This is a genomic window from Pseudonocardia xinjiangensis (assembly GCF_050948425.1).
GTDB classification, from domain to species: Bacteria; Actinomycetota; Actinomycetes; order Mycobacteriales; family Pseudonocardiaceae; genus Pseudonocardia; species Pseudonocardia xinjiangensis.
The window spans coordinates 3409702-3430891 of the sequence record NZ_CP192009.1; the positions used below are offsets into that span (position 1 = coordinate 3409702).

General features: G+C 72.3%; 18 protein-coding genes and 3 pseudogenes. 12 read left to right on the top strand and 9 right to left on the bottom strand.

The window, feature by feature from the left end; genetic code table 11:
* Nucleotides 1-4 precede the first annotated feature (4 nt).
* The 3 genes and pseudogenes from ACQPZA_RS16055 to ACQPZA_RS16065 all read left to right on the top strand — a co-directional run.
* Nucleotides 5-1051, top strand: a complete 1047-nt coding sequence (locus ACQPZA_RS16055; RefSeq protein WP_433281875.1) for an LLM class flavin-dependent oxidoreductase — start codon at nucleotides 5-7, stop codon at nucleotides 1049-1051.
* Between the two features lie 254 nt (nucleotides 1052-1305).
* Complete coding sequence (locus ACQPZA_RS16060) at nucleotides 1306-2205, top strand: DMT family transporter (RefSeq protein WP_433281877.1); 900 nt, start codon at nucleotides 1306-1308, stop codon at nucleotides 2203-2205.
* A 567-nt stretch (nucleotides 2206-2772) separates the two neighbouring features.
* A pseudogene (locus ACQPZA_RS16065) lies at nucleotides 2773-3105 on the top strand (histone-like nucleoid-structuring protein Lsr2); the annotation flags it as partial.
* Nucleotides 3106-3280: 175 nt separating this feature from the next.
* Here ACQPZA_RS16065 and ACQPZA_RS16070 read toward each other — a convergent pair.
* A complete protein-coding gene (locus tag ACQPZA_RS16070) occupies nucleotides 3281-4408 on the bottom strand; it encodes a phospholipase D-like domain-containing protein (protein ID WP_433281879.1) in 1128 nt (375 codons plus the stop codon).
* A gap of 121 nt (nucleotides 4409-4529) precedes the next feature.
* The gene (locus ACQPZA_RS16075; protein WP_433281881.1) at nucleotides 4530-5819 is read right to left on the bottom strand and encodes an MFS transporter; all 1290 of its coding nucleotides are present in this window, start codon (nucleotides 5817-5819) and stop codon (nucleotides 4530-4532) included.
* Between the two features lie 102 nt (nucleotides 5820-5921).
* Here ACQPZA_RS16075 and ACQPZA_RS16080 point away from each other — a divergent pair, with 102 nt between their 5' ends.
* Nucleotides 5922-6794, top strand: a complete 873-nt coding sequence (locus tag ACQPZA_RS16080; RefSeq protein ID WP_433281883.1) for a LysR family transcriptional regulator — start codon at nucleotides 5922-5924, stop codon at nucleotides 6792-6794.
* Nucleotides 6795-6796: 2 nt separating this feature from the next.
* Here ACQPZA_RS16080 and ACQPZA_RS16085 read toward each other — a convergent pair whose 3' ends face one another.
* A complete protein-coding gene (locus ACQPZA_RS16085; protein ID WP_433281885.1) occupies nucleotides 6797-8329 on the bottom strand; it encodes an FAD-dependent monooxygenase in 1533 nt (510 codons plus the stop codon).
* 68 nt (nucleotides 8330-8397) lie between these two features.
* On the opposite strand from ACQPZA_RS16085, the gene ACQPZA_RS16090 reads away from it, so the two are divergent.
* The 3 genes and pseudogenes from ACQPZA_RS16090 to ACQPZA_RS16100 all read left to right on the top strand — a co-directional run bounded on the left by ACQPZA_RS16090 (nucleotide 8398) and on the right by ACQPZA_RS16100 (nucleotide 10796).
* Entirely contained in the window at nucleotides 8398-9135 is a 738-nt protein-coding gene (locus ACQPZA_RS16090; protein ID WP_433281887.1) for a TetR/AcrR family transcriptional regulator, read from the top strand.
* Nucleotides 9136-9137: 2 nt separating this feature from the next.
* A pseudogene (locus ACQPZA_RS16095) lies at nucleotides 9138-9524 on the top strand (helix-turn-helix transcriptional regulator); the annotation flags it as partial.
* A 105-nt stretch (nucleotides 9525-9629) separates the two neighbouring features.
* Nucleotides 9630-10796 (top strand): glycoside hydrolase family 16 protein, encoded by a 1167-nt coding sequence (locus ACQPZA_RS16100; protein ID WP_433281889.1) that lies wholly within the window; start codon nucleotides 9630-9632, stop codon nucleotides 10794-10796.
* 115 nt (nucleotides 10797-10911) lie between these two features.
* Here ACQPZA_RS16100 and ACQPZA_RS16105 read toward each other — a convergent pair whose 3' ends face one another.
* The 6 genes and pseudogenes from ACQPZA_RS16105 to ACQPZA_RS16130 all read right to left on the bottom strand — a co-directional run bounded on the left by ACQPZA_RS16105 (nucleotide 10912) and on the right by ACQPZA_RS16130 (nucleotide 16334).
* Nucleotides 10912-11907 carry an Acg family FMN-binding oxidoreductase gene (locus ACQPZA_RS16105; protein ID WP_433281892.1) on the bottom strand — a complete coding sequence of 332 codons (996 nt, stop codon included), beginning with the start codon at nucleotides 11905-11907 and terminating at the stop codon, nucleotides 10912-10914.
* Nucleotides 11908-12296: 389 nt separating this feature from the next.
* The gene (locus tag ACQPZA_RS16110; RefSeq protein ID WP_433281894.1) at nucleotides 12297-13376 is read right to left on the bottom strand and encodes an acetamidase/formamidase family protein; all 1080 of its coding nucleotides are present in this window, start codon (nucleotides 13374-13376) and stop codon (nucleotides 12297-12299) included.
* The gene (locus tag ACQPZA_RS16115; RefSeq protein ID WP_433281896.1) at nucleotides 13373-13843 is read right to left on the bottom strand and encodes a RidA family protein; all 471 of its coding nucleotides are present in this window, start codon (nucleotides 13841-13843) and stop codon (nucleotides 13373-13375) included. The genes ACQPZA_RS16110 and ACQPZA_RS16115 overlap by 4 nt, the downstream gene beginning before the upstream one ends.
* A 2-nt stretch (nucleotides 13844-13845) precedes the next feature.
* On the bottom strand, nucleotides 13846-14628 hold the full coding sequence (locus ACQPZA_RS16120; RefSeq protein ID WP_407692211.1) for an amino acid ABC transporter ATP-binding protein: 783 nt from the start codon (nucleotides 14626-14628) through the stop codon (nucleotides 13846-13848).
* Nucleotides 14629-14796: 168 nt separating this feature from the next.
* Nucleotides 14797-15414, bottom strand: a pseudogene (locus ACQPZA_RS16125) (amino acid ABC transporter permease); the annotation flags it as partial.
* Entirely contained in the window at nucleotides 15414-16334 is a 921-nt protein-coding gene (locus tag ACQPZA_RS16130; RefSeq protein WP_433281898.1) for an ABC transporter substrate-binding protein, read from the bottom strand. The gene ACQPZA_RS16130 and the pseudogene ACQPZA_RS16125, both read right to left, overlap by 1 nt.
* 249 nt (nucleotides 16335-16583) lie before the next feature.
* On the opposite strand from ACQPZA_RS16130, the gene ACQPZA_RS16135 reads away from it, so the two are divergent.
* The 5 genes from ACQPZA_RS16135 to ACQPZA_RS16155 all read left to right on the top strand — a co-directional run bounded on the left by ACQPZA_RS16135 (nucleotide 16584) and on the right by ACQPZA_RS16155 (nucleotide 21190).
* Nucleotides 16584-17243: a FadR/GntR family transcriptional regulator gene (locus ACQPZA_RS16135; protein WP_433281900.1), complete on the top strand. Its 660-nt coding sequence runs from the start codon at nucleotides 16584-16586 to the stop codon at nucleotides 17241-17243.
* Nucleotides 17244-17396: 153 nt separating this feature from the next.
* Nucleotides 17397-18560: an NAD(P)/FAD-dependent oxidoreductase gene (locus ACQPZA_RS16140; RefSeq protein ID WP_433281901.1), complete on the top strand. Its 1164-nt coding sequence runs from the start codon at nucleotides 17397-17399 to the stop codon at nucleotides 18558-18560.
* Entirely contained in the window at nucleotides 18557-18835 is a 279-nt protein-coding gene (locus ACQPZA_RS16145; protein ID WP_433281903.1) for a (2Fe-2S)-binding protein, read from the top strand. Before ACQPZA_RS16140 ends, ACQPZA_RS16145 begins: the two co-directional genes overlap by 4 nt.
* The gene (locus tag ACQPZA_RS16150; protein ID WP_433281905.1) at nucleotides 18816-20285 is read left to right on the top strand and encodes an FAD-dependent oxidoreductase; all 1470 of its coding nucleotides are present in this window, start codon (nucleotides 18816-18818) and stop codon (nucleotides 20283-20285) included. Before ACQPZA_RS16145 ends, ACQPZA_RS16150 begins: the two co-directional genes overlap by 20 nt.
* The gene (locus ACQPZA_RS16155; RefSeq protein ID WP_433281907.1) at nucleotides 20282-21190 is read left to right on the top strand and encodes a dihydrodipicolinate synthase family protein; all 909 of its coding nucleotides are present in this window, start codon (nucleotides 20282-20284) and stop codon (nucleotides 21188-21190) included. The genes ACQPZA_RS16150 and ACQPZA_RS16155 overlap by 4 nt, the downstream gene beginning before the upstream one ends.

The window sequence follows — 21190 nt, forward strand, 5'->3', positions numbered from 1 at the left end:
CATCGTGAAGTTCAGCTACGTGATGTTGCCCGACTATCCCCTCACCGAGTCGCTGGCATCGATCCAGCTGGCCGACGAGCTCGGCTTCCACGCCGTCTACGCCGCGGACGAGACGTGGCACAAGGACCTGTGGCTGCTGTTCGCCGCGGCCGCCGACAAGACCACGAACATCCGCATGGGCCCGAGCGTCTCGGCCGTCGTGCTGCGTGAGCCCACCCTCATCGCGCAGGCCGCCGCCACCCTCGACGAGCTCACCGGTGGTCGCGCGGAGGTCGTGCTGTCCTCGGGCAACTTCGGTCTGCTCGCCCAGTACGGCATGGACTGGACCACCCAGAAGCCGCTGTCGCGGGTGAAGGAGGGCGTGCACGTCATCCGCACGCTGCTGGACGACGGCGCGATCACCTTCGACGGTGAGTTCTTCACCTACAAGGGCCTGTTCAGCTTCGCCCGCCCGGTCCAGGACCACCTGCCGGTCAAGATGGGCGCGATGCGCGGCCCGAAGTCGTTCCAGGTCGCTGCCGAGTTCTCCGACGGCTGCCACCACGCCCTGAGCTACACCAAGGGTGCGTACGACTACATGTACGAGAACATGAAGATCGGTGCCGACCGCGCGGGCAAGAACGTCGACGACCTCGACATCGGCGCCTGGGTCGTGTTCTCCACCGGCGAGGACTCGGCAGTCGCCAAGGACGCCGCCCGGTCCATGGTCGGCCTGTACGCCTCGGCCATGCCGAACGAGCAGCTCGAGCGCAACGGAGTGTCCCCCGAGTCGATGAAGCCGATCATCGACGCGCTGGGCGCGGGTGACCTCGCCGGGTCGATCGACGCCACCACCCCGGAGATCGGCGAGACCCTCTCGATCGCCGGCACGCCCGAGGAGTGCGTGGCGAAGCTCAAGGAGATCGAGGCCGCCGGCGTCAACCACATGATCCTCGCGATCACCGACGCCACCCTGGTCAAGACCTTCATGGGCCGCGACATCGAGGGTGTCGCCGACGTGGACACCCAGCTGCGGCTGATCCACGACCGGATCATGCCCGAGTTCTCCTGACCCACGGCTCGATGGGCGGCATCCCTTCCCGGGATGCCGCCCATCGGCGTCTCCCGGCTACACACCGACGGTCATCTCGTCGCGGCGAGATCGACGGGGGAGTGGTGGGGGAGCGGCCACGCTGACGTCGATGTCGAGGCCCCCGAGTCCGCGGCGAGCTGGTCACATTCCGTTCGAGCGACGTGCGCAGCGGGAAGCGGACAGCACGTGAAGACCTGCGCGCACGATCCCCGGGCACATCGCGGCGGCCTCCGGTGCTGAGCATCGCGCTGGCCGTCCTCGCGGCGGTCGGCAACGCCGTCGCGTCCGTGCTGCAACGCCGGGCCGGCGCCGATCAGCCGGAGGAGCAGGGCGGTCCGATCACCCTGCTCTGGCGGCTCGCCCACCGCCCCGACTGGCTCGGTGGCATCGCCGCCCTCATCGCCGGGTTCCTGTGTCAGGCCGCGGCGCTCGCGACCGGGCCCATCGCGCTGGTCCAACCGATCCTGGTGCTGGAGCTGGCGTTCACCCTGGTCCTGGCCCAGGTGGTATTCCGATCGTCGCTCCACCTCCGGGAGTGGGGGGCGATCGCCGGGATGTCCGCCGGGCTCGCCGCCCTCCTCTACGCACTCCAGCCCAGCGGCGGCGACCCGGCACACGCCTCCGCCATCGCGTGGATCCTGGGAGTCGCGGTCGCGCTCGCGCTGAGCGTCGTGTTCGCCGTCGCCGGATACCGGTCCGCCCACAGCCGCCGTGCGGCGTTCCTCGGGCTCGCCACGGGCGTCGGGTTCGGGCTCACCGCCGTGCTGCTCGCCGGGATCAGCGCGATCTACGCCCTGTCCGGCGCCGGAGGTGTGCTCGCCGCGCCTCAGACCTACCTGTTGGTCGTGCTCGGCCCCGTCTTCTTCTTCCTGCTGCAGAAGAGCCTGCAGGCGGGCAGCCTCGTCGCTGCGCAGCCGGCGTTGACCCTGTCCAACCCGGTGATCGCCATCGTGTTCGGGATCGTCGTGTTCCGGGAGCAGGTCCACACCGGCGGTTGGGTCGCCCTGTCCGTCGTCGGGGCCGCCGCCATCGCCGCCTGCACCGTGGCGCTGACCCGCTCTCCGCTTCTGCAGGACGGTGAGAGCTCCGGGTCCGACGTCGCCGCGGGCGACGCCTCCCGGTGTTCCCCGTGATCCGGAGGCGGACTGTGCGCGGGGGCGCGGAGCCGGTACGGCAGAATGCCGGGCAGGGACGACGTCGAGAGCGCGCCTGCACAGTCGGATCACGGCCGGTGTCGGTTGTTGTGCCGCTCCCCACGGAGTTCCGGAACGGTGATCACCGCAGGTTCTGTGTTGTTCTGCCCATGGCTGCAGTCATTCGTGGTGCGGACACCGGAACCTGTCGAGGCGGTTGCTCGTTGTTTCGTCGCGGGGTGGGGCAGCGTTCGCGCATACCCTTCGTCCGGATTTGCGTGACCAACTTCATTCAGTGCACGGCCGGTCCGCGCGAGCGAATCCGGCTTCGGGACCGGTGTGTTTTTCCGCGGCCCGCCCGACCGGAGGGTGACGCGCCGGTCCCGCGGATCATGGACGTCACCTCAGCATCCTCCCTCCGCCACCGTGATCGGCCGGTGGGAGGTCGTCGAGTTCGCATGCCCGGCGGGTCGTGTGCACCACCTGTAGCTATGCCAACTTGACGTTGTCGTTGTTTTCTGGAGAGTATCGGCGCGTCTGGACAGAACTCACCGAACGGAAGTGACTGTGGCGCAGCACGTTGAAACCCGGCTCGTCGACGACCTGGATGGATCGGAAGCCGAGGAGACGGTGACATTCTCTCTCGCCGGGCGCCAGTACGAGATCGACCTGTCGGGCAAGAACGCGGCCCGGCTGCGGGAGTCGCTGGCGTCCTTCGTCGCCGCAGCCCGGCGTAGTGGCAGCCGTCCGCCCTCGGCCCCCGTCCGCTCCGCGCGCCCCGTTGCGAACGATCGTGAGCACACCGCCGCCGTTCGAGAGTGGGCTCGGGAGAACGGCCACCAGGTCTCCGACCGTGGACGCATCCCGAACTCCGTGCTCGAGGCCTACGAGCGCCGGGACTCGGCGCCTGCCGCCCCGGTCGAGGCGCAAGCGCCTGCCGCCCCGGTCGAGGAGGCGCCGGCCAAGCGGCGGAAGGCGGCGCCGCCGGTGGCCAACCCGTTCGCGCTCAACTAGCGCGGCGGTGGTCGAGGGCCGGGTTCTGCCAGGCCCTCGACCGGAGACGCCGTGCCGCAGATCAGACCGGTTCGGCGAGGTCGTCGACGATCCGGTCGATCTCGGAGCGTGCGTAGGCGGCGAGGCGGCGCTGGTCGGCCTCGGCGTCGGGATCGGCTTCCTCGAGGTCCCCGATCACCACGATGTTCTCGTCGTTGAGGGTGGTCGCCGGAGCGGTGTAGTTGAAGCTGCCGATGATGACGAGCCGGTCGTCGATCACCATGAGTTTGTGGTGGACCTTGCGGACCCCGTTGCCACGGATGTTGTGGAACAACTCGACTCCGGCGGCTTCCAGCGCGGCGGTGGCGGCCCACTTCTGGGCGCCCTGGCCGCGGTCGAGCACTCCGCGGAAGCGCCGGGTGGGGCCGACCAGGCGGACCATCGTGTCATCGATGCCGCTGGACCGGGCGAAGGTGAACATGGCGAACTCGACGCTGTGTTCCGCCTTCAGCATCTGCTTCATGATCTCCATCTCGGGCCCGTGCCGCGGCGCGAACAACGGCTTGATGCGGACGCTGCCGATCCGCATCTCCCGGGGCCGCGGCTCGTGGCGCTCGTGGAGGTCACCGAAGGTGCCCGAGCGCAGGCGCTCGAACTCGGCGAGGTACTGGTCGGTGATCTTCTTCCCGTGCAGGACGACGACGTGGTTGAGGTTGTTCCCCGCCTGCCCGCTGCCGGGACCGTTGGTGCCCGTGTCGGTGCGGGTGAAGTTCGTCGATCCGGTCAGGACGGCCGCCGTGGGGGTGCCCGGATCCCGGACCACGAACTTCTGGTGGAAGATCTCCGGGTTCAGGTCGGTGATCACGTCGATTCCGGCGCGCAGCAGCGCGGCGTAGATCGTGCGGTTCGCTTCGTTGTCACCTGCGCCCGTCCAGGGATCGGCAAGCGGTTTCTCCTCGGTGAGGTAGCTCGATTCGAGGATCACCTGCACACGGATCCTTGTCCCGCGGGCGGTCGCCGGGGTTCTGGGCCGTGCGGCCGCCGCGAGGAGGGCCTCGGCGATCGGGCGCGAGTCCAGTTCCTGCACGGCGACCAGCAACCGCTGCTGCGCACCGTCGATGAACGCGCGGATCACCGCGTCCAGGTCGTCGGGGGCGCCGAGTACCGATGGGCCCATGTGCAGCTCGACGCCCCGTAGCGAGATTCCCACCGTGTCGTCCCCCCCGGGCTGCGGAATCAGCGGGCCCAGTATGGGTGCGACGACTATCGGTAGATACCGCTGAACGAATTCCCCACAAATGATCATCCGCACCGGCTGTGCATTTCCTGCGCTACGTCACGGCCTGCGCGACGCGGCGCTGCCCGATGATCCGGCCCCCCGAACGGCGCCACAGCACGACGCCCACGGTCGTCGCGGCCAGCGCCGGGACGACCCCGCAGAACGCCATGCCGACGCGTGGCCCGAACTCCGTGGTGACCCAGCCGACCACCGGAGCGCCCAACGGTGTTCCCCCCATGAACACGAGCATGTAGAGGCCCATCACGCGGCCACGCACCGCCGGATCCACCCAGGACTGCACCGACGAGTTGGCCATCGCCTGGAAGGCGACGTTGACCAGGCCCATCGCGACGAGTGCCCCGAGGAACATCACGAGGCCGGGGGCCAGCGCGGCGCCGACCTGAGCGAGGCCGAACGCCACTGCCGCCACGACCAGCGTGCGTAGCCGGGTGCTGGTCCGGCCGCCCGCGAACAGCGCGCCCGAGACCGACCCGACGGCGAGCATGACGTTGAACAGACCGTACAGATCGGCGCCCCCGTGGAACGTCGAGTCGGCCATCCCGGTGAGGACCACGGGGAAGTTCAGCCCGAAGGTGCCGATCACCCCGACGAGGAAGATCGTCCAGCCGACGTGCGGCCGTCCGCGCACGTACCGCAGGGCCGAGCGGAGCTGGCCCTTGGCGCGCTGCACGGCGGGAGCGGGCACGAGCTCGGCCGAGCGGATCAGCATCAGCCCGATCAGCGGGGCGAGGTAGGAGGCGGCGTTGGCGGCGAACGCCCACCCCGTGCCGACCGTGCCGATCAGCACCCCCGCGATGGCGGGGCCGAGCAGCCGGGTGGTCTGGAAGACGGCCGCGTTGAGCGCGATCGCGTTGCGCACGTACCGCGTCGGCACGAGCTCGTTGACGAACACCTGCCGGGTCGGGTTGTCGACGACGATCACCAGGCCCTGGACCAGCGCGAACGCGTACACGTACTCGACGCGGGCGTGGCCGGTGAGCGTGAGGACGGCGAGTGCCGCGCTGAGTGCCCCGTTCAGCGACTGGGTGACCATGAGGATCGCCCGCTTCGGGTAGCGGTCGGCGATCATCCCGCCGTGGATCCCGAGCAGGAGCATCGGCAGGAACTGCAGTGCCATCGTGATGCCGACGGCCGCGGAGCTGCCCGTCAGCTCGAGGACGAGCCAGTCGAGCGCGATGCTCTGCATCCACGTGCCCGTGCTCGCCACTCCCTGGGCGGCGAGGTAGATCCGGAAGTTGTGCACCCCGAGGGCGGCGAAGGTGCCCCCGCGGCGCGTCGTAGCGGTTTCACTTGCAGCTATGTCGGCCGTAGCCGTTGTCACAGAAAGCCCTTCGTAGCGGCGAGAAGATCTCTACCCCACTCTGCAAGCCGGACGAGATATTCTGAACACCGATCAACCGACTAACTGCTATTGCGGAGGGCTATGACCGTCACCTACGACCCGGTTCAGCTCCAGACCTTCCTCGCCGTCGCCCAGACCCGCAGCTTCACCCAGGCCGCGGCCCGCCTCGGCATCCGCCAGCCCACGGTCAGCCAGCACATCCGCAAGCTCGAGGAGGCCACCGGCCGCGTCCTCGTGCACCGCGACACCCACACCGTCACGATCACCCCGGACGGCGAGGCCATGATCGGCTTCGCCCGGTCGATCCTCGCCGCGCACGAGCAGGCCGCAGGCTACTTCAGCGGCGAGCGCCCCCACGGCCGCCTGCGCATCGGCATGTCCGACGACCTCGCGCTCACCCGGCTGCCGCAGATCCTGCGCGACTTCCGCCGCGACCACCCGCTCGTCGACCTCGACCTCACCGTCGACCAGAGCGGCACCCTGCACCGCCGGCTCGAGAACGACCGGCTCGACCTGTTCGTGGGCAAGCGCCCGCGCGGTGAGCACCGCGGCCAGCTCGTGAAGCGCGACCGGATGGTGTGGGTGGGCAACCAGTCCACGCGGCTGGACTTCGGCAGGCCGCTCCCGCTCGCGGTCTACCCGACACCCAGCCTCAGCCGCACGGCGATGCAGAACGCGCTGGAACGCACCAACACCGCCTACCGCAGCGCGTGCATCTGCCGCGGTGTCAACGGGCTCATCGCCGCCGTGGCGGCGGGCATCGGCATCTCCGCGCTGGCGAGCAGCCTCGTCCCGGTGCAGCTCACCCCGCTGGGGCCCCAGCACCGGCTGCCCGAGCTGGGCTACATCGACCTCGTGCTGCTCACCAACCCCCGCACCGAGCAGCGCCCGGCCACGAAGGCGCTCGCCGCGGCCGTGCTCGCGAGCGGGCCCACCAGCCTGGCCACGGCCTGAGGTCAGGCGCGGTCCGCCGTCCCGATGGCCGACAGCGGGGCAGCGGCGCCCGCGGGGGCGCCCAGCAGGACGCGCAGGACGTCAGGGAGCTGGGCGGGATCCGGGCCGCGCCACGCGACGACGTGGTCGGGTCGGAGCAGCAGGGCGCAGCCCGTCGGGAGGAACCCGGCCTCGACCCGGTGCACGGGCAGCGGCACCGGCGAGTCCGCGGTGCAGCGCTCCCACGGCGCCGGGTCGCCACCGACGACGAGGGCCCACCCGGGGCCGGCGAGGTCGAGCGTCGAGCGGGTGCGGGTGGCGTCGAGCCACCGGTGCGGCATCCGGGTGCCGACGCGCCCCGCGGGCTCGAACACGTGGACGGGCTCGATCTCGCCGCCCTGGTCCGGTCCTCCGACGAGCGCTCCCGACGGGTACTGGAAACCACCGGCGGCCAGCACGTACGGGTGCGCGAGAGCCTCGTCGGGCACGGTCGAGCGCAGGTCCGTCGAGCGTCGGCTCGACTGGTCGGCCGCGAACCACCCGGCGGGGCGCCGCTCGGCGTCGTAGCTGTCGAGGAGTGCGGGTGCCGCGGTGCCCGCGAGGACCGCCGCGATCTTCCACCCCAGGTTGTGCACGTCGGCGATGCCGGTGTTGGCCCCGCTCGCCGCGAACGGGGGCATGACGTGCGCGGCGTCCCCCGCCAGGTGCACGGGGCCCGCGGAGTAGCGGTCGGCGACGAGCATCTCGGGCTGCCAGGCCAGCACGCTGAGCACGTCGAGATCGGGGGCGGCCACCCCGAGCGCGGTGCGCAGCAGCGCGGGCCAGTCCCTGTCGGTCTCACCGCCCGCCGCCATGAACACCCACCGCGCGCGTCCGTCCACGGACGCGAGGGCGCCGGGGGCGTCGGGATGCTCGATCTGGCAGAGGTTGAACTCCCGGCCTCGCACGACATCGGCGAGATCGGCACGGAAGTAGACGTTCACGCCCGGGGCGCCGATCGCACCGCGGCCCGAGCGGCCGATGCCGAGCGCGGTGCGCACGGGGCTTCGCGCGCCGTCGGCCGCGACGAGGAGCGGGACCCGCAGCCGTTCGTGCCGGTCGCTCGCCAGGTCGTGGAGCTCGGCCACCACGCCGTCCGCACCGGAGGTGAACCCGGTCATGGCCGTGCGGAACCGGACGTCGGCGCCCGCGTCGAGCGCCGCGCGGCGGAGTACGGGTTCGAGAACGTCCTGGGCCACGAGGCACGGCAGCTCGGGGCTCGGTTCGACGTCTTCCCCGGCGGGCCCCGAGGGCTGCCACAGCGGCAGCTGCTCGGCCTCGGCGAGCGTCCGACCGGCGGCCATGTGGTAGTGCCCGGCGAGGTCACGAGCGGCGTCGTGCACCAGGTCGGCGGCCCCGAGCTCGCGGAAGACCTCCATCGTCCTGGTGTGGAACCGGCGCGCCTTCGGCTGCGGCGACGTGGTGGCGTGCCTCTCGACGAGCGTGACGTCGACGCCGTGGTGGCGCAGGACGAGTGCAGCGGTCAGCCCGACCAGCCCGCCGCCGACGACGAGCACTCCGGCACGGTCGCGTGTACGTAGTACATTCACGGTGTACTTGGTACACGACGGCTATGCTCCTGGCAATGTCCTCGTCGACCGACCCACAGCCGGTGCCGGGCGGGCTGGTCTGGTTCGACGAGCCCCCACCTCCGCGCGCCACCGAGCAGCTCAGTCGCGAGAAGGTCGTGGCGGCGGCGATGGCGGTGGCGGACGCCGACGTGCGCGGTGAGGTCACCATGCGGGCGATCGCGGCCCGTCTCGGCGTGCGCAGCCCGATGGCCCTCTACCGCTACGTCGGCAGCAAGGACGGACTCGTCGACCTGATGGTCGACGAGGTGTACGGCGAGATCCGCGTCCCGGCGTCCGGTGACTGGCGGGAGTGCCTGCGTGGGCTGGGCCTCTCGGCCTGGGAAGCCGTGCAGCGGCACCTGTGGTTCGCCCGGCTCGCGTTCAGCCGCCCGCCGCTGGGACCGCACGCGCTCGCCACGTACGACGCGGCGCTCGCCGGGCTCGCCGGGCTCCACCAGGGGCCGACCGTCCGCATGGGGTTCATCGACACCGTGCTCGGCCACGCACTGGGGTCCGGGCTGGCCATGCTCGAGGAGCGCGCCATGCGCGAGCGCGTCGGCCTGCTCACCGAGGAGCAGCTCGCGGCCGCCGCCCGCCCCTACCTCGAGCGGATCACGGCGGAGGGCCGCTACCCGCACTTCATCGAGTGGGCCAACGATCCCCGGCGCTTCGACCCCCCGCCGCACTCGTTCGAGCAGGTACTGGAATGGCTGCTCGACGGCCTGGCCCGGCGCGTGGCCGACCGCACCTGAGCGCGGACCGCACCTACCGGCTGTCGCGGGTCCTGGCCGCCGAGGAGCTCGCCGAACCGGCAGAGCGACCGGAACTGGTGGATCTGGACCGGGCCTGGCAGGAGCGCAGCACGCGGTTCCGGACCGGCGGCGACCAGGTCACCGTGCTGCTGCGGGTGAACGCGGCACGGCGGGAGGAACTGCTGCGCACCGCGCTGGCCGTCCACGCCGAGGAACCCGACGGGGACGGCCGGCTGCGGCTGGAGGTGACCTTCAGCGATCCGCGACACGCCGAATGGGCGCTGTGGCAGCTCGCCACGAGCGCGGAGGCCCTGGCCCCGCAGTGGTTGCGCACCGCACTGCGCAACCGCGCCGCCGCGATCGCCACCTGCTACGGATCGCCACCCTGAGAAAGGACCTGGCCATGGGACGGCCGGGGGCGTTGCCGGTCGGCCGGAGCGGGATGATCGGCTGTGCACCGCAGGCCGGCACCCGACCCCGGAGGAGACGCACGGATGAGCGGCAGGACGTTCGCCGACGGGTGCGGCAACCCGGTTCTGGCCGAGGGGCTGCACGGCTGGGGCAGCCTGGACGGCGCGGTGCTCGCGCGGACCGCGATCGGTGACCACGCGGCCGCTCGGCACGCCGCGCAGTCGGTCGCCGTCGCGCCCGTGACCGGCTGGTACCTGCCGGAGCTGGCGGTGCGCGCGGGGGAGCGGTGGACCGTCGGCATCGACGTCCGGGTGGACGCCGGCGGCGCGGCCCGGGTGGAGATGGACTGGTACGACGCCTCCGGGGAGTTCCTCTCCTCCACGTCCGGGGGAGAGATGCTCCTCGGCGCGGGTGCGGTGTGGACGCACGTCTCCGCCGTGTTCACCGCGCCGGCCGGGGCGGTGAACAGCCACCCGCTGCTCCGGATGCGCTCCGCCGCCGGTGGGGCGCACTGGTGGGCGACCGCCGCCACGTACCGGCCGGTCGCGCCGGCCGTACCGGCGGGCGGCGACGACGGTGTCCAGGCGGCGGTCGTGCACGGCTGGGGTCCCGTCGTCGACGGTGACGAGTTCGACTACACCGGCGCTCCCCGGGCGGATCGCTGGTCGACCTACGACGGCCCGGGGCACGCGGGCAACGGCCGCCGGACCCCCTCCGCGTTCTCCGTGGCGGGTGGTGTCCTGACCAACCACGGCGCCGCCGACGGCAGCACCGGTGGCATGGCGTTCCGACCCGGGCGGGGCAGCCGCCACTACCGCATGGAGGCCAGGATGCGCCTCTACAGCGTGGGTTCGGCGGCGGGCCACCAGTACCACCCCGTGCTCCTGTGCTGGCCCGACAGCGAGCAGTGGCCCCAGGGGGGAGAGGACGACTGGGCCGAGACCGACATCGGCTCCGGGCGGATGGAGGCGTTCATCCACTGGCCAGGCGACGATGGCAGCGCCCAGTCGTGCGCCGCGGAGCAGGTCGACATCACCAGGTGGCACAACTACGCCGTCGAGCGGGCCGCGGGCCACGTGGCGGGGTTCATCGACGGCGTCGAATGGTTCCGCTTCACCGACCGGCGGGTGCTCCGCATCCCGGGACCGATGCACCCCGTCGTCCAGCTGGACTGTTTCCACCGTCGCGCCGTGATGCAGCCCGCGAACCAGGACCTCCGGTGGTTCCGGATCTACGCGCCACCGCGCTGAGCGGCCGGCCGGACCATCGGAACGGGCGGGCTGAACCGGCCCGGCGATGTCGAGCTCGATCTCGGTCGGCACGTCGGCCCTCGCTGAACCCTGCGGCCCGACGAAGCGGGATGTGTCAGTCGGGCAGCAGCACCGCACGGAGTGCGCGGCGAGGAGTCTCCGCCAGGTCGAGGGCGCCGGTAACGGGCCAGCCGATGCGGATGACGAGCTGCGGCTGCTCCGGGATGCCGAGGATGTCGGTCTGCACCCGGCGCCTGCTGGTGTCGATCTCGAGCGCCTGGCTCAGCGGAGTGGTGGCCAGCCCCTTCCGGGTGGCCGCGAGCAGCACGGCGCTGGTGGCCTCACCGGCGCGTAGCCGGTCGAGGACGTCGTCGCCTGCGGTGGCCAGCACCAGGAGCTGCGCGGCGTCGTCCGGCGGGCGTCCCGGCCCGAGGGCCGGCTGGGCGAGCGTGGCCTGCCCGAAGCGGCGCAACCCCGTTGCCTTCACGAGGCCCAGCGGCGGTGCCGCGACGTTGTCCGCGGGGACCCCGTCGTGGGCGCCGGGAAGACGATGGGTCCACAGCCGCAGCTCGGCGGCGTAGCCCGGTTCCCGGCACTGCTGCTGGGCCGCGTCGGTCAGCACCGCGACGAGGCGCTCGCGGACGTGCGGGTCGGTCACCGGCACCAGTACCGCCCCGGCGCCCCGCGCGTGCTCCTGCAACGACTCGATGTGCTTGCGCGCCACCTCACGGTGGCTCATCCGCCGCCGCTCGGTGCGCCGCGCGGCGATCGCGGGGAAGAGCGAGGCGGCGGCCACGTCGGGCGTCCCCGTGCCGGGAGCACCCACCGTCACCGTGGCGAGATGGGTGCAGTCCTCCGGGTCGGGGAGTCTCCGGACGTCGGTGGCGAGGCCACGGGCCGCGAGTGCCACCTTCAGGTGGTGCAGGGCGGCGCCACAGCTCAGGACGAGGTCGCGCCGGTCGGGATCGGTCACGTCCAGGTGGCGGTCCTCGTCGGCGTACAGCTCGACGGCGCCGGGACGGATCCGCCACCTCCACGGCTGGGTGTTGTGGACCGAGGGCGCGCGCAGGGCGTCCGTGACCGCCCCGGACAGATCGGCGTGGCTGGTCATCGCGGTCCTCCTGCAGCTCGGGCGTCCGGAGTCGAGCCTGCGCCTCCGCGCCCGCTCCGACGAGGGCCACACGGCTACCCGGGAACGGGACGTTCGACCTGATACGTACTTCGCAGACGCCACGAGCAGCAAGACGGGACTTTCGCCCCTGCCCGGCGCGGGTCGGGCCAGCAAGTCTCATCTGGCCGGACGGAGGGAGGTATCCGCTGCCGACGACCGATGGGACGGGGGTTCACGGTCGGCACGGCGCGAGCTTCTGTGCGGAGAGCGGGCAACCGTAACGGACGGGTACCCGCGCCCGCGCTCCTCCGGTACGGCCCGGGGGTCGTCGTCCATGCTGGGGAGCGATGGATGGCGGCCCCCGGGCCACTACGGCTCGGGGCCGAGCGTCAGTACCACTGCGCGAAGTCGGCCTTGCGGATCATGCAGTGCACGCCCTTCGTCGCGTCCACCACCTGGCTGACCTCGAAGTCACCGGCTGCGGACAGGTACGCCATCGCGGTGGACCGGTCGAACCCGAAGCGCTCGACCAGGAACGTGATCGCGTGGCGTACGCACTTCTTCATCGCCTCGCCCAGGTCCTCGTCCATGCCGGTGGGGATCCAGTACCCCGGGGACTCCAGCAGCGGGTTGCGCAACGTGCCCGTCGCTGCGCTCGCCTCCGCCCCGGTGAGCACCGTGAGCCGGAGGGTGGCGCGCAGCGACGCCTCCAGCGCGGTCAGCGCGACCTCGCCGTTGCCCTGCGCGTAGTGCGGGTCGCCCGTGAAGAAGAGGGCACCGGGCACCGTGACCGGCAGGTAGAGGGAGCTCCCGACCTGGGCCCACTTCACGTCGATGTTGCCGCCGAAGTCACCGGGCGCCACCGAGTGCACCGGTTCGCTCGTGGCCGGGGCCACCCCCATCAGGCCGAGGAAGGGGTCGAGCGGGAACCGGGCCTGCCGGCCGTCGGTGGCGGCCATCGAGCTGACCATCCGCCCACCGGACAGGCCGACGCGGCAGAATTTGAAGACGCTCTGCGTGCCCTCGGGCAGCTCGCCCGGCAGCGCGCCATAGCCGTGCCGGCTGCTCACGAAGCCGTAGGGCGTTCGGGGGGTCAGCTCCAGGACGTCGATCCTCAGTACGTCGCCCGGCTCGGCCCCGGCGACCTCGATCGGCCCGGTCACCACGTGCGGGCCGTCGTCCGGTCCGTTGCGGATGGCGCTGCCGGCGATCGCCTTCGCGTCGTGCAGCACCTCACCGGGCGCGACTCCGTGATGCCCCAGGAAGTCGACCGGGTCTCGACCCTGGTCGGGCATGATGCCCTCGTGGCTGAGGGTGTCGATCGTGACGGTGTCGCCGGAGCCGATCGTCAGGCAGGGAGCGGACTTCTCGTTCGGCAGCCAGCCCCAGCTCACCGTCTCCGGAGTCGAGGTGAGCAGGTGCCTGCCGGGGATGGTGCCCTCGCCCGGTTGCAGCAAGGTCGGGTTCATGCGGGGTCTCCTGTGTCTACTGCTGCGTCGTCTTCCGCCGGGTCGTCCACCGTCGGGTCATCGGTGGCGTGGGGCAGGCCGACGATCAGGTCGATCTCCACCTGGGCTCCCACGGCGAGGCCGGTGGTGCCGACGCAGGTACGGCTGGGCAGTGCAGCGGTGAACCAGGTGCGGTACACCGCGTTGAACGCCTCGAACTCGGTGAAGTCGGTGAGATAGACGCGCACCATGAGCGCGTCGTCGAGGTCCACCCCGAACGGGGCGAGACAGGCGAGCAGGTTGAGCCGGACCTGCTCGGCCTGCTCGACGAGACCGCCGGCCACGAGCTCGCCGGTGGCGGGGTCGGTGGGCATCTGCCCGGTGACGAAGAGCAGCGACCCCCACTGGGTCACGTGCGAGAACGGAGCGACTGCGGGGGGAACGCCCTGCTCGGGGGTGAAGCTGAAGGACCGGCGCCGTTGACTCATGGCTATACCTCCACCGTGTGTACCGCCCGGAGGAACCGGACGGCCGTCGGATGCTGCGGGTTGTCCAACACCTGCTGGGGCGACCCCTGCTCGAGCACCCGGCCCTCGGCCATGAAGACCACCCGGTCGGCGACCTCCCGCGCGAAGCCCAGCTGGTGGGTGGCGATCAGCATCGTGAGGCCCTCGTCCAGAGCCAGCGAGCGGACCACCTCCAACACCTCCTGCACCAGCTCCGGGTCGAGCGCCGAGGTCGGCTCGTCGAGCAGCAGCACCTGCGGCCGACCGGCGAGCGCCCTGGCGATGCCGACGCGCTGCTGCTGGCCGCCCGACAGTTGGCGGGGCAACGCGTGCGCCCTGGCGCTCAGCCCGACCCGGCCCAGCAGGCGGTCGGCCTCGGCGAGCGCCTCGTCCTTCGGGACGCGGTGCACCCAGCGCAGCGGCACCGCGACGTTCTCCCGCGCGGTGAGGTGCCCGAACAGGTTGAAGTGCTGGAACACCATGCCGACGCCCGCCTGGACCCGCTGCCGGGCGACCTCCCGCTCCGGCAGCGCCGTGCCGCCGTCGCGGTATCCCACCTCGATGCCGTCGAACGAGATCGTGCCCGCGTCCAGGGTCTCCAGGTGGTTGATCAGCCGCAGCAGCGTGCTCTTGCCCGATCCGCTGGGGCCGAGCAGCGCGACCACCTCGCCCTTGCGGATCTCCATGTCGATGCCGCGCAGCACCTCGTGCTCGGCGAACGCCTTGTGGACGCCGGTGATGGTCAGCGCGACCCGGGCCCGGCGCACGGCCTCGGCCCGGGACACCGCGCTCGCGACCTGTGCGCCGTTCACCCTCGCGGCGGTCACCGGCTCGGCCGCCGGAGCCGTGCCCTCGACGGGGGCCGTGCTCGCCTCCGGCGGGCGGCCCCGGCCGCGTTTCCCGACGCGGCTGAGGTCGAAGGTCCGCTCGATGGCGAGCTGCAGGCCGGTGATCGCACCCGTGAGCACCAGGTACATCACCCCGGACGCGAAGAAGATGCTGAAGTAGTCGAACGTCGCCGACGCCAGCTGGTTGCTGCGCAGGGTCAGCTCCGGGACGGCGATGATCGACGCGAGCGCGGAGTTCTTCATGGTGGAGACGGCCTCGCTGCCGATCGCGGGGATGGCCGCCCGTGCGGCCTGCGGGCCCACGATGCGACGCAGCACGGTGCCGGGCCGCAGCCCGACCGCCCGGGCCGCGTCGGTCTGTCCCTTGTCCACCCCGAGCACCGCGGAGCGGAAGATCTCGGCGAAGAAGGTGGCCTCGTTGGCGGCCAGCGCGACCCCGGCGGCCATGATCGGGCTCAGCACGATCCCGGCGTGCGGGAGCGCGGTGAACACGAACACGAGCTGGAGCACCAGCGGAGTACCCCGGAAGATCACGCTGTAGGTGCGCGCGACCCCGGAGACCACGCGGTTCCGGCTCAGCGCCATACCCGCGAGCAGCAGGCCGAGTGCGAACCCGCCGAAGAAGCCCAGAGCCGTCGCCTGGAGGGTGATCAGGATCCCGTCCAGCAGGTAGGGCATGGACAGGTAGTGCAGGAAACTGCCCATCAGCTCGCTGTGACGAGCGACGGCGCCTGGATCGCGGACTGGTCCAACTGCCACTTCTGGGCCAGCTGGGTCTGCAGGCCGCTCGTCTGGATCTGGGTGAGCGCCGCGGTGAAGGCCTTGCGGATCGGGAGCTGGCCCTTGGGCACGCCGATGCCGATCGAGTACGGCAGATGCAGGGTGGTGGCATTGGCCAGCTTGCCGGACTGGTCCTTGACGAACCGGTTCACCGTGTTGACGTCGTTGATGTAGGCGTCGGCCCGGCCGGACAGGATCGCCTGCACGCAGTCGGCGTTGTTGTCGAACAGGGCGGTCTGGGCGGGCGGCTTGCCTTCGGACGCGCATTTCGTGTTCTGCGCGTCCACCAGCGGCACCTCGACGAATCCCTTGTTCAGGGCGGTGGTGGTGCCGCAGAGCGAGTCGTCGATGCCGGTGATCTTCTTCGGGTTGCCCGCAGCGACCAGCACGCCGTCGAAGACCTTCGAGTAGGTGATGAAGTCGGCCGACGCGGCCCGCTCCTTGGTCGCGTAGATGTCGGAGATGATGAAGTTGGCCTGTCCGCTCTGCAGGGTCGGCAGCAGCGCGTCGAACGCGACCGGCAGGTATTTGACCGTGAAGCCGAGGCACTCACCGATGGCCTCGCTGAGGTCGACGTCGAAGCCCTCGTACTTGGTCGGGTCCGACACCGAGATCGACTCGTACCCGGGCGTGTGCGGGTTGATCGCGTTGGTCAGCGTCTTCCCGGCCAGGTCCGGGTTCTGCGAGCGCAGCTGCGTGCAGGCCGGCGACGACACCAGCGCCGGATAGGCCGGGGCGCTGCTGGTCGAGGAGGCGGGCGAGCTGCCACCGCAAGCGGATGCCAGCAGGGTGATGGCACCGGCCGCGGCGAGTAGCGCGGCGGGCCGGAGGAGCCGGTTCAGCATGGTGGAGGGTTCCTTCGAGGGCGCCGTTGGATCAATAGTCCGTTGGTCGGACCAGCGCACTGTAGGTCGGTGCCGAGGCGCAAATCGGGCACCTCAGGGGATCTGACCTCTTGTTAACCGCTCAGAAACGCGGCGGCCAGTGCCTGAAACTTTGGTCGGACAAAAGAACCGCTAACGGCGCACGGCGGGCTCTATGCTCAGACGGTGCAGCCCGCCTCGGTGCCCCCCATGCCCCAACGAGCCCGCAGTGTGAGCGTCCAGCTCGCGGCGCACTTCGAGCGGTTGATCGCCACCGGTGTGCTGCGGCCGGGTGAGCGGCTGCCCCCGGAGCGGGAGCTGGCCGCGAGCCTGTCGGTGTCGCGCGGCTCGCTGCGGGAGGCGATGCACGAGCTCGAGGCCAAGAACCTGGTGGAGCGCCGCTCGGGGCGGGGCACGATCGTCGCCGAGCAGACGGAGTCGGTCAGCCAGCTCTACTCCGAGCTCGACGGCGACACGGACGCCTCGCTCGACGACGCCACGGAGCTTCGGCTGATCGTCGAGCCCAAGATCGCCTCGGCGGCGGCGCTGCGGTCGGCCCCGTCCAACCTCGTACAGCTGGAGGACGTGCTCACGCGCTCCGCCCTGCGGCTCGACGCGGAGACCTCCCTGCAGCTGGACGTGGAGTTCCACCTGCTGCTGGCGCACGCGGCGCAGAACCCCCTGCTCGTCGCGCTGTGCACGATGACCAGCCGGTGGACCGAGACGGTGCGCCGGCGCTCGCACGCCACCCCGGAGGGGCGGCTGCGCTCGCTGGAGGGGCATCAGGCGATCTACCAGGCGGTACTCGCCCGCGACCCGGACGCCGCGGCGGCGGCGATGAACGACCACCTCAGCGTGGTCCGCGACGTGATCGCCGGGCGCACCAGCTAGCGCCCGGCTCCGAGCACATCTGGAACGGTGCACACCCCGCGGCCACGGTGCACACGTCAGGACGTGGGCACGGTGGCCGGCAGGTGTGCGCGGTCAGGACTCCGATCCGGAAAACGGCCGCATCGGGCGGTGCAATGTGACATAGTACTCGTCGTGGCTGGTGGGGGACCCGTCGACGTGCTCGTCATCGGGGCGGGCATGGTCGGCGCCGCGTGCGCGTACTCCTGTGCCGCGGCCGGCCTGCGGGTCACGGTGCTGGAACGCGGGGCCGTGGCGAGCGGAACCACGAGCGCAGGCGAGGGCAACATCCTGGTCTCGGACAAGGAGCCGGGCGCCGAGCTGGAGCTCGCGCTCCTGTCGGTGCGGCTGTGGGCCGGGCTGGCGGAGCGGCTCGGGGCGCAGCGGCTCGAGTTCGAGGCCAAGGGCGGCGTCGTGGTGGCCCGGACCGTCGAGGCCGCCGAGGGGCTGGCGGCCCTCGCGGCCGCGCAACGTGACCGCGGCGTCGAGGTGGTCGACGTGACCGCCGCCGAGCTCGCCGAGCTCGAACCGCACCTCACGCGCGAGGTGCGGTCCGGGGCGTACTACCGGCAGGACATGCAGGTACAGCCCGTGCTCGCCGCCGCCGAGCTGCTGCGCCGGTCGCGGCTGCTGGGGGCGACGGTGCACACCGGCTGCGAGGTGCTCGGGCTGCGCCGGGGCCGGGACGGCGCAGTGGTCGGCGCCACCACCACCGCGGGCGGGTTCTCCGCCCGGTTCACCGTCAACGCGGCGGGCACCTGGGGCGGCGACGTCGCGGCGATGGCCGGGGTGCACGTGCCGGTGCTGCCGCGCAAGGGGTTCATCCTCGTCACCGAGCCGCTGCCCCGGGTGGTGCGGCACAAGGTCTACTCGGCCGACTACGTGGCCAACGTGGCGAGCGGGGACGCCGGCCTCGAGACGTCCGTCGTCGTCGAGGGCACCCGGGCGGGCACGGTGCTGATCGGGGCGAGCCGGGAGCGGGTGGGCTTCGACCGTCAGGTGTCCCTCCCCGTGCTGCGCAGGCTCGCCGCGCAGGCGATCGACCTCTTCCCGTTCCTCGCCGACGTGACCCTGCTCCGCAGCTACCTCGGGTTCCGCCCGTACTGCCCCGACCACCTGCCGGTGATCGGTGCGGACCCGCGGGCCCCCGGCCTGGTGCACGCCTGCGGCCACGAGGGCGCCGGCATCGGGCTGGCCGCGGCCACCGGGCACCTGATCGCGCAGACCCTCACCGGTGCGGTGCCCGACCTCGACCTCACCCCGTTCCGGCCCGACCGCTTCGCCGAGGACGCCGCATGAGCGCCGGGTACCGGTTCGCGTTCGACGGCGACGAGATCGACGCCGAGCCGGGACAGAGCATCGCCGCCGCGCTGATCGCGGCCGGGCACCGGTCGTGGCGCAGCACCCGGGGCCGCGGCGAGCCGCGGGGAGCGTTCTGCGGGATCGGCGTCTGCTTCGACTGCCTGGTGACGGTGAACGGGCGGCCCAACCAGCGGGCGTGTGTCGTCGAGGTGGGTCCCGGCGACCGCGTCGAGCGCCAGGAGGGGACCGGCCGTGGCCACCTCGACCACTGACGCCTACGACGTGGCCGTGCTCGGCGCGGGCCCGGCCGGCCTCGCCGCGGCGGCCGCCGCCCGGCGGTCCGGGAGCCGGGTGGTGCTCGTCGACGCCGGGAGCCGGGTGGGCGGGCAGTACTGGCGCCACCGCCGCGGCGACGGCGGCGCCGGGCACCACCAGTGGGCGACGCTGCGGCGGCTGCGGGCCGTGGCGGAGGGCCCGGACCTGCTGAGCGGGCACTCCGTCTGGCACGCCGAACGTACCGGGGCCGGGTTCACGCTGCACACCACCACCTGGGCAGACGGCCGCGAGGTTGCGCGCGAGGTCTCCTGCCGGCGCCTGGTCGTCGCGACCGGTGCCTACGACCGTCAGCTCCCGTTCCCCGGCTGGACCACGCCGGGCGTCTACACGGCGGGCGGAGCGCAGACGCTGCTCAAGGGCCACGGGGTCCTGGTGGGCACGCGGGTCGTGGTGGGCGGCACCGGGCCGTTCCTGCTGCCGGTGGCGTCGGGGCTCGCCGCGCGCGGCGCGGAGATCGTCGGGGTGTTCGAGGCCGGACGCCGCACCGGCCTCGCCCGCCGTCCCCTCGCGGTGCTGGGCAGCCTCGGCAAGCTCGGGGAGGGGGCGGGGTACGCGCGCACCCTGCTGCGCCACCGCGTGCCCTACCACGCCCGCACCGCCGTGATCGCCGCGCACGGGGACGACGCCGTGCGCGCGGTGACCGTCGCCCGGCTCGATGCGGGATGGAACGTCGTGCCGGGCACCGAGCGGGTGCTGGACTGCGACGCGGTGGCGGTCGGCTACGGGTTCACCCCGCAGCTGGAGATCCCGCTGCAGCTGGGCTGCGCGACCCGGCTGGACGCGGACGGGAGCCTGGTGGGAGTGGTCGACGAGCGGCAGTGCTCGTCCGTGCCAGGTGTCCACCTCGCCGGAGAGGTCTGCGGGGTGGGTGGGGCGGCGCTGTCGCTCGTGGAGGGCGAGCTGGCCGGGCTGTCCGCGGCGGGTGTGCGGCCCGGGCGCCGGCTGCACCGCAGGCGGGCCCGGCTGCGTGCCTTCGCCGCCGCGCTGCAGCAGGCCTACCCCGTGGGGGCGGGCTGGACCGGCTGGGTGGGGCCCGAGACCCAGGTCTGCCGGTGCGAGGAGGTCACGGCCGGCGAGGTCCGGGCGGCCGTCACCGATCTGGGCGCCACCGACCCGCGCGCCGTCAAGCTGCTGGCCCGCCCCGGGATGGGGTTGTGCCAGGGCCGCGTGTGCGGGTACGCCACGGCCGGTCTGGTGGCGGGGGCGTGCGGCCGGGCGGTCACCGAGCAGGACCTCCTCGGCCTGGCCACCCGTCCCATCGCGCAACCGGTGACGCTGGGCAGTGTCGCCGGGGGCCCTGTCAGTCCGGTCAGTCCGGTCAGTCCTGTCAGCCCCGTCAGTTCGGTCAGCACTGTCAGCCCCGACGATCCTCCGGAGGACCGATGACCACGCCCACCCGACCCTGGCACGGCGTACTGGTGGCCACCGCACTTCCGCTGCGGCCTGCCGGGTCCGGCGCCCTGGACCCCGACTTCGACGGGTTCGCCGAGCACGTCGCGTGGCTGGCGGCGCAGGGCTGCCACGGCGTCACGCCCAACGGCTCGCTGGGGGAGTACCAGACCCTCACCGCCGACGAGCGCGCGCGCGTGGTGACCACCGCGGTCGCGGCGGCGCCCGCGGGCTTCACCGTGATGCCGGGCGTGGCGGCCTACGGGTCGATGGAGGCCCGGGGCTGGGCGGAGCAGGCCGCCGAGGCGGGCTGCGCGGCCGTGATGCTGCTGCCACCCAACGCCTACCGCGGCGATGAGCGGGCGGTCGTCGAGCACTACCGCGAGGTCGCGCGGGCCGGCCTGCCGATCGTCGCCTACAACAACCCCATCGACACCAAGATCGACCTCGTGCCGGAGCTGCTCGCGCAGCTGTACCAGGAGGGGCTGATCGTCGGGGTGAAGGAGTTCTCCGGCGACGTGCGCCGCAGCTTCCGGATCGCGGAGCTCGCCCCCGGGCTCGACGTGCTGTGCGGCGCCGACGACGTGGCGCTGGAGCTCGCCATCGCCGGCTCGCCGGGCTGGGTCGCCGGCTACCCCAACGCGCTGCCGCGCTCCACGGTGCGGTTCTGGGAGGCGGCCGTGGCGAAGGACCTCGACGTGGCGCTGCCGCTCTACCGGTCGCTGCACCCGCTGCTGCGGTGGGACTCCCGCACGGAGTTCGTGCAGGCGATCAAGCTGAGCATGGACGTGGTGGGCCGCTACGGCGGCCCGTGCCGTCCGCCGCGGGTGCCGCTCACCGCGGAGCAGGAGCAGACCGTGCGTCACGCCACCGAGAAGGTCGTCGCGGAAGGGCTCTCCTGA

What these genes read in the sequence shown, in the direction of transcription:
- ACQPZA_RS16110 (WP_433281894.1), bottom strand. Translation starts at nt 13,376, where the DNA reads ATGAACCCGACCTTGCTGCAACCGGGCGAGGGCACCATCCCCGGCAGG.
- ACQPZA_RS16130 (WP_433281898.1), bottom strand. Translation starts at nt 16,334, where the DNA reads ATGCTGAACCGGCTCCTCCGGCCCGCCGCGCTACTCGCCGCGGCCGGT.
- ACQPZA_RS16080 (WP_433281883.1), top strand. Translation starts at nt 5,922, where the DNA reads ATGACCGTCACCTACGACCCGGTTCAGCTCCAGACCTTCCTCGCCGTC.
- ACQPZA_RS16115 (WP_433281896.1), bottom strand. Translation starts at nt 13,843, where the DNA reads ATGAGTCAACGGCGCCGGTCCTTCAGCTTCACCCCCGAGCAGGGCGTT.
- ACQPZA_RS16155 (WP_433281907.1), top strand. Translation starts at nt 20,282, where the DNA reads ATGACCACGCCCACCCGACCCTGGCACGGCGTACTGGTGGCCACCGCA.
- ACQPZA_RS16105 (WP_433281892.1), bottom strand. Translation starts at nt 11,907, where the DNA reads ATGACCAGCCACGCCGATCTGTCCGGGGCGGTCACGGACGCCCTGCGC.
- ACQPZA_RS16100 (WP_433281889.1), top strand. Translation starts at nt 9,630, where the DNA reads ATGAGCGGCAGGACGTTCGCCGACGGGTGCGGCAACCCGGTTCTGGCC.
- ACQPZA_RS16090 (WP_433281887.1), top strand. Translation starts at nt 8,398, where the DNA reads ATGTCCTCGTCGACCGACCCACAGCCGGTGCCGGGCGGGCTGGTCTGG.
- ACQPZA_RS16145 (WP_433281903.1), top strand. Translation starts at nt 18,557, where the DNA reads ATGAGCGCCGGGTACCGGTTCGCGTTCGACGGCGACGAGATCGACGCC.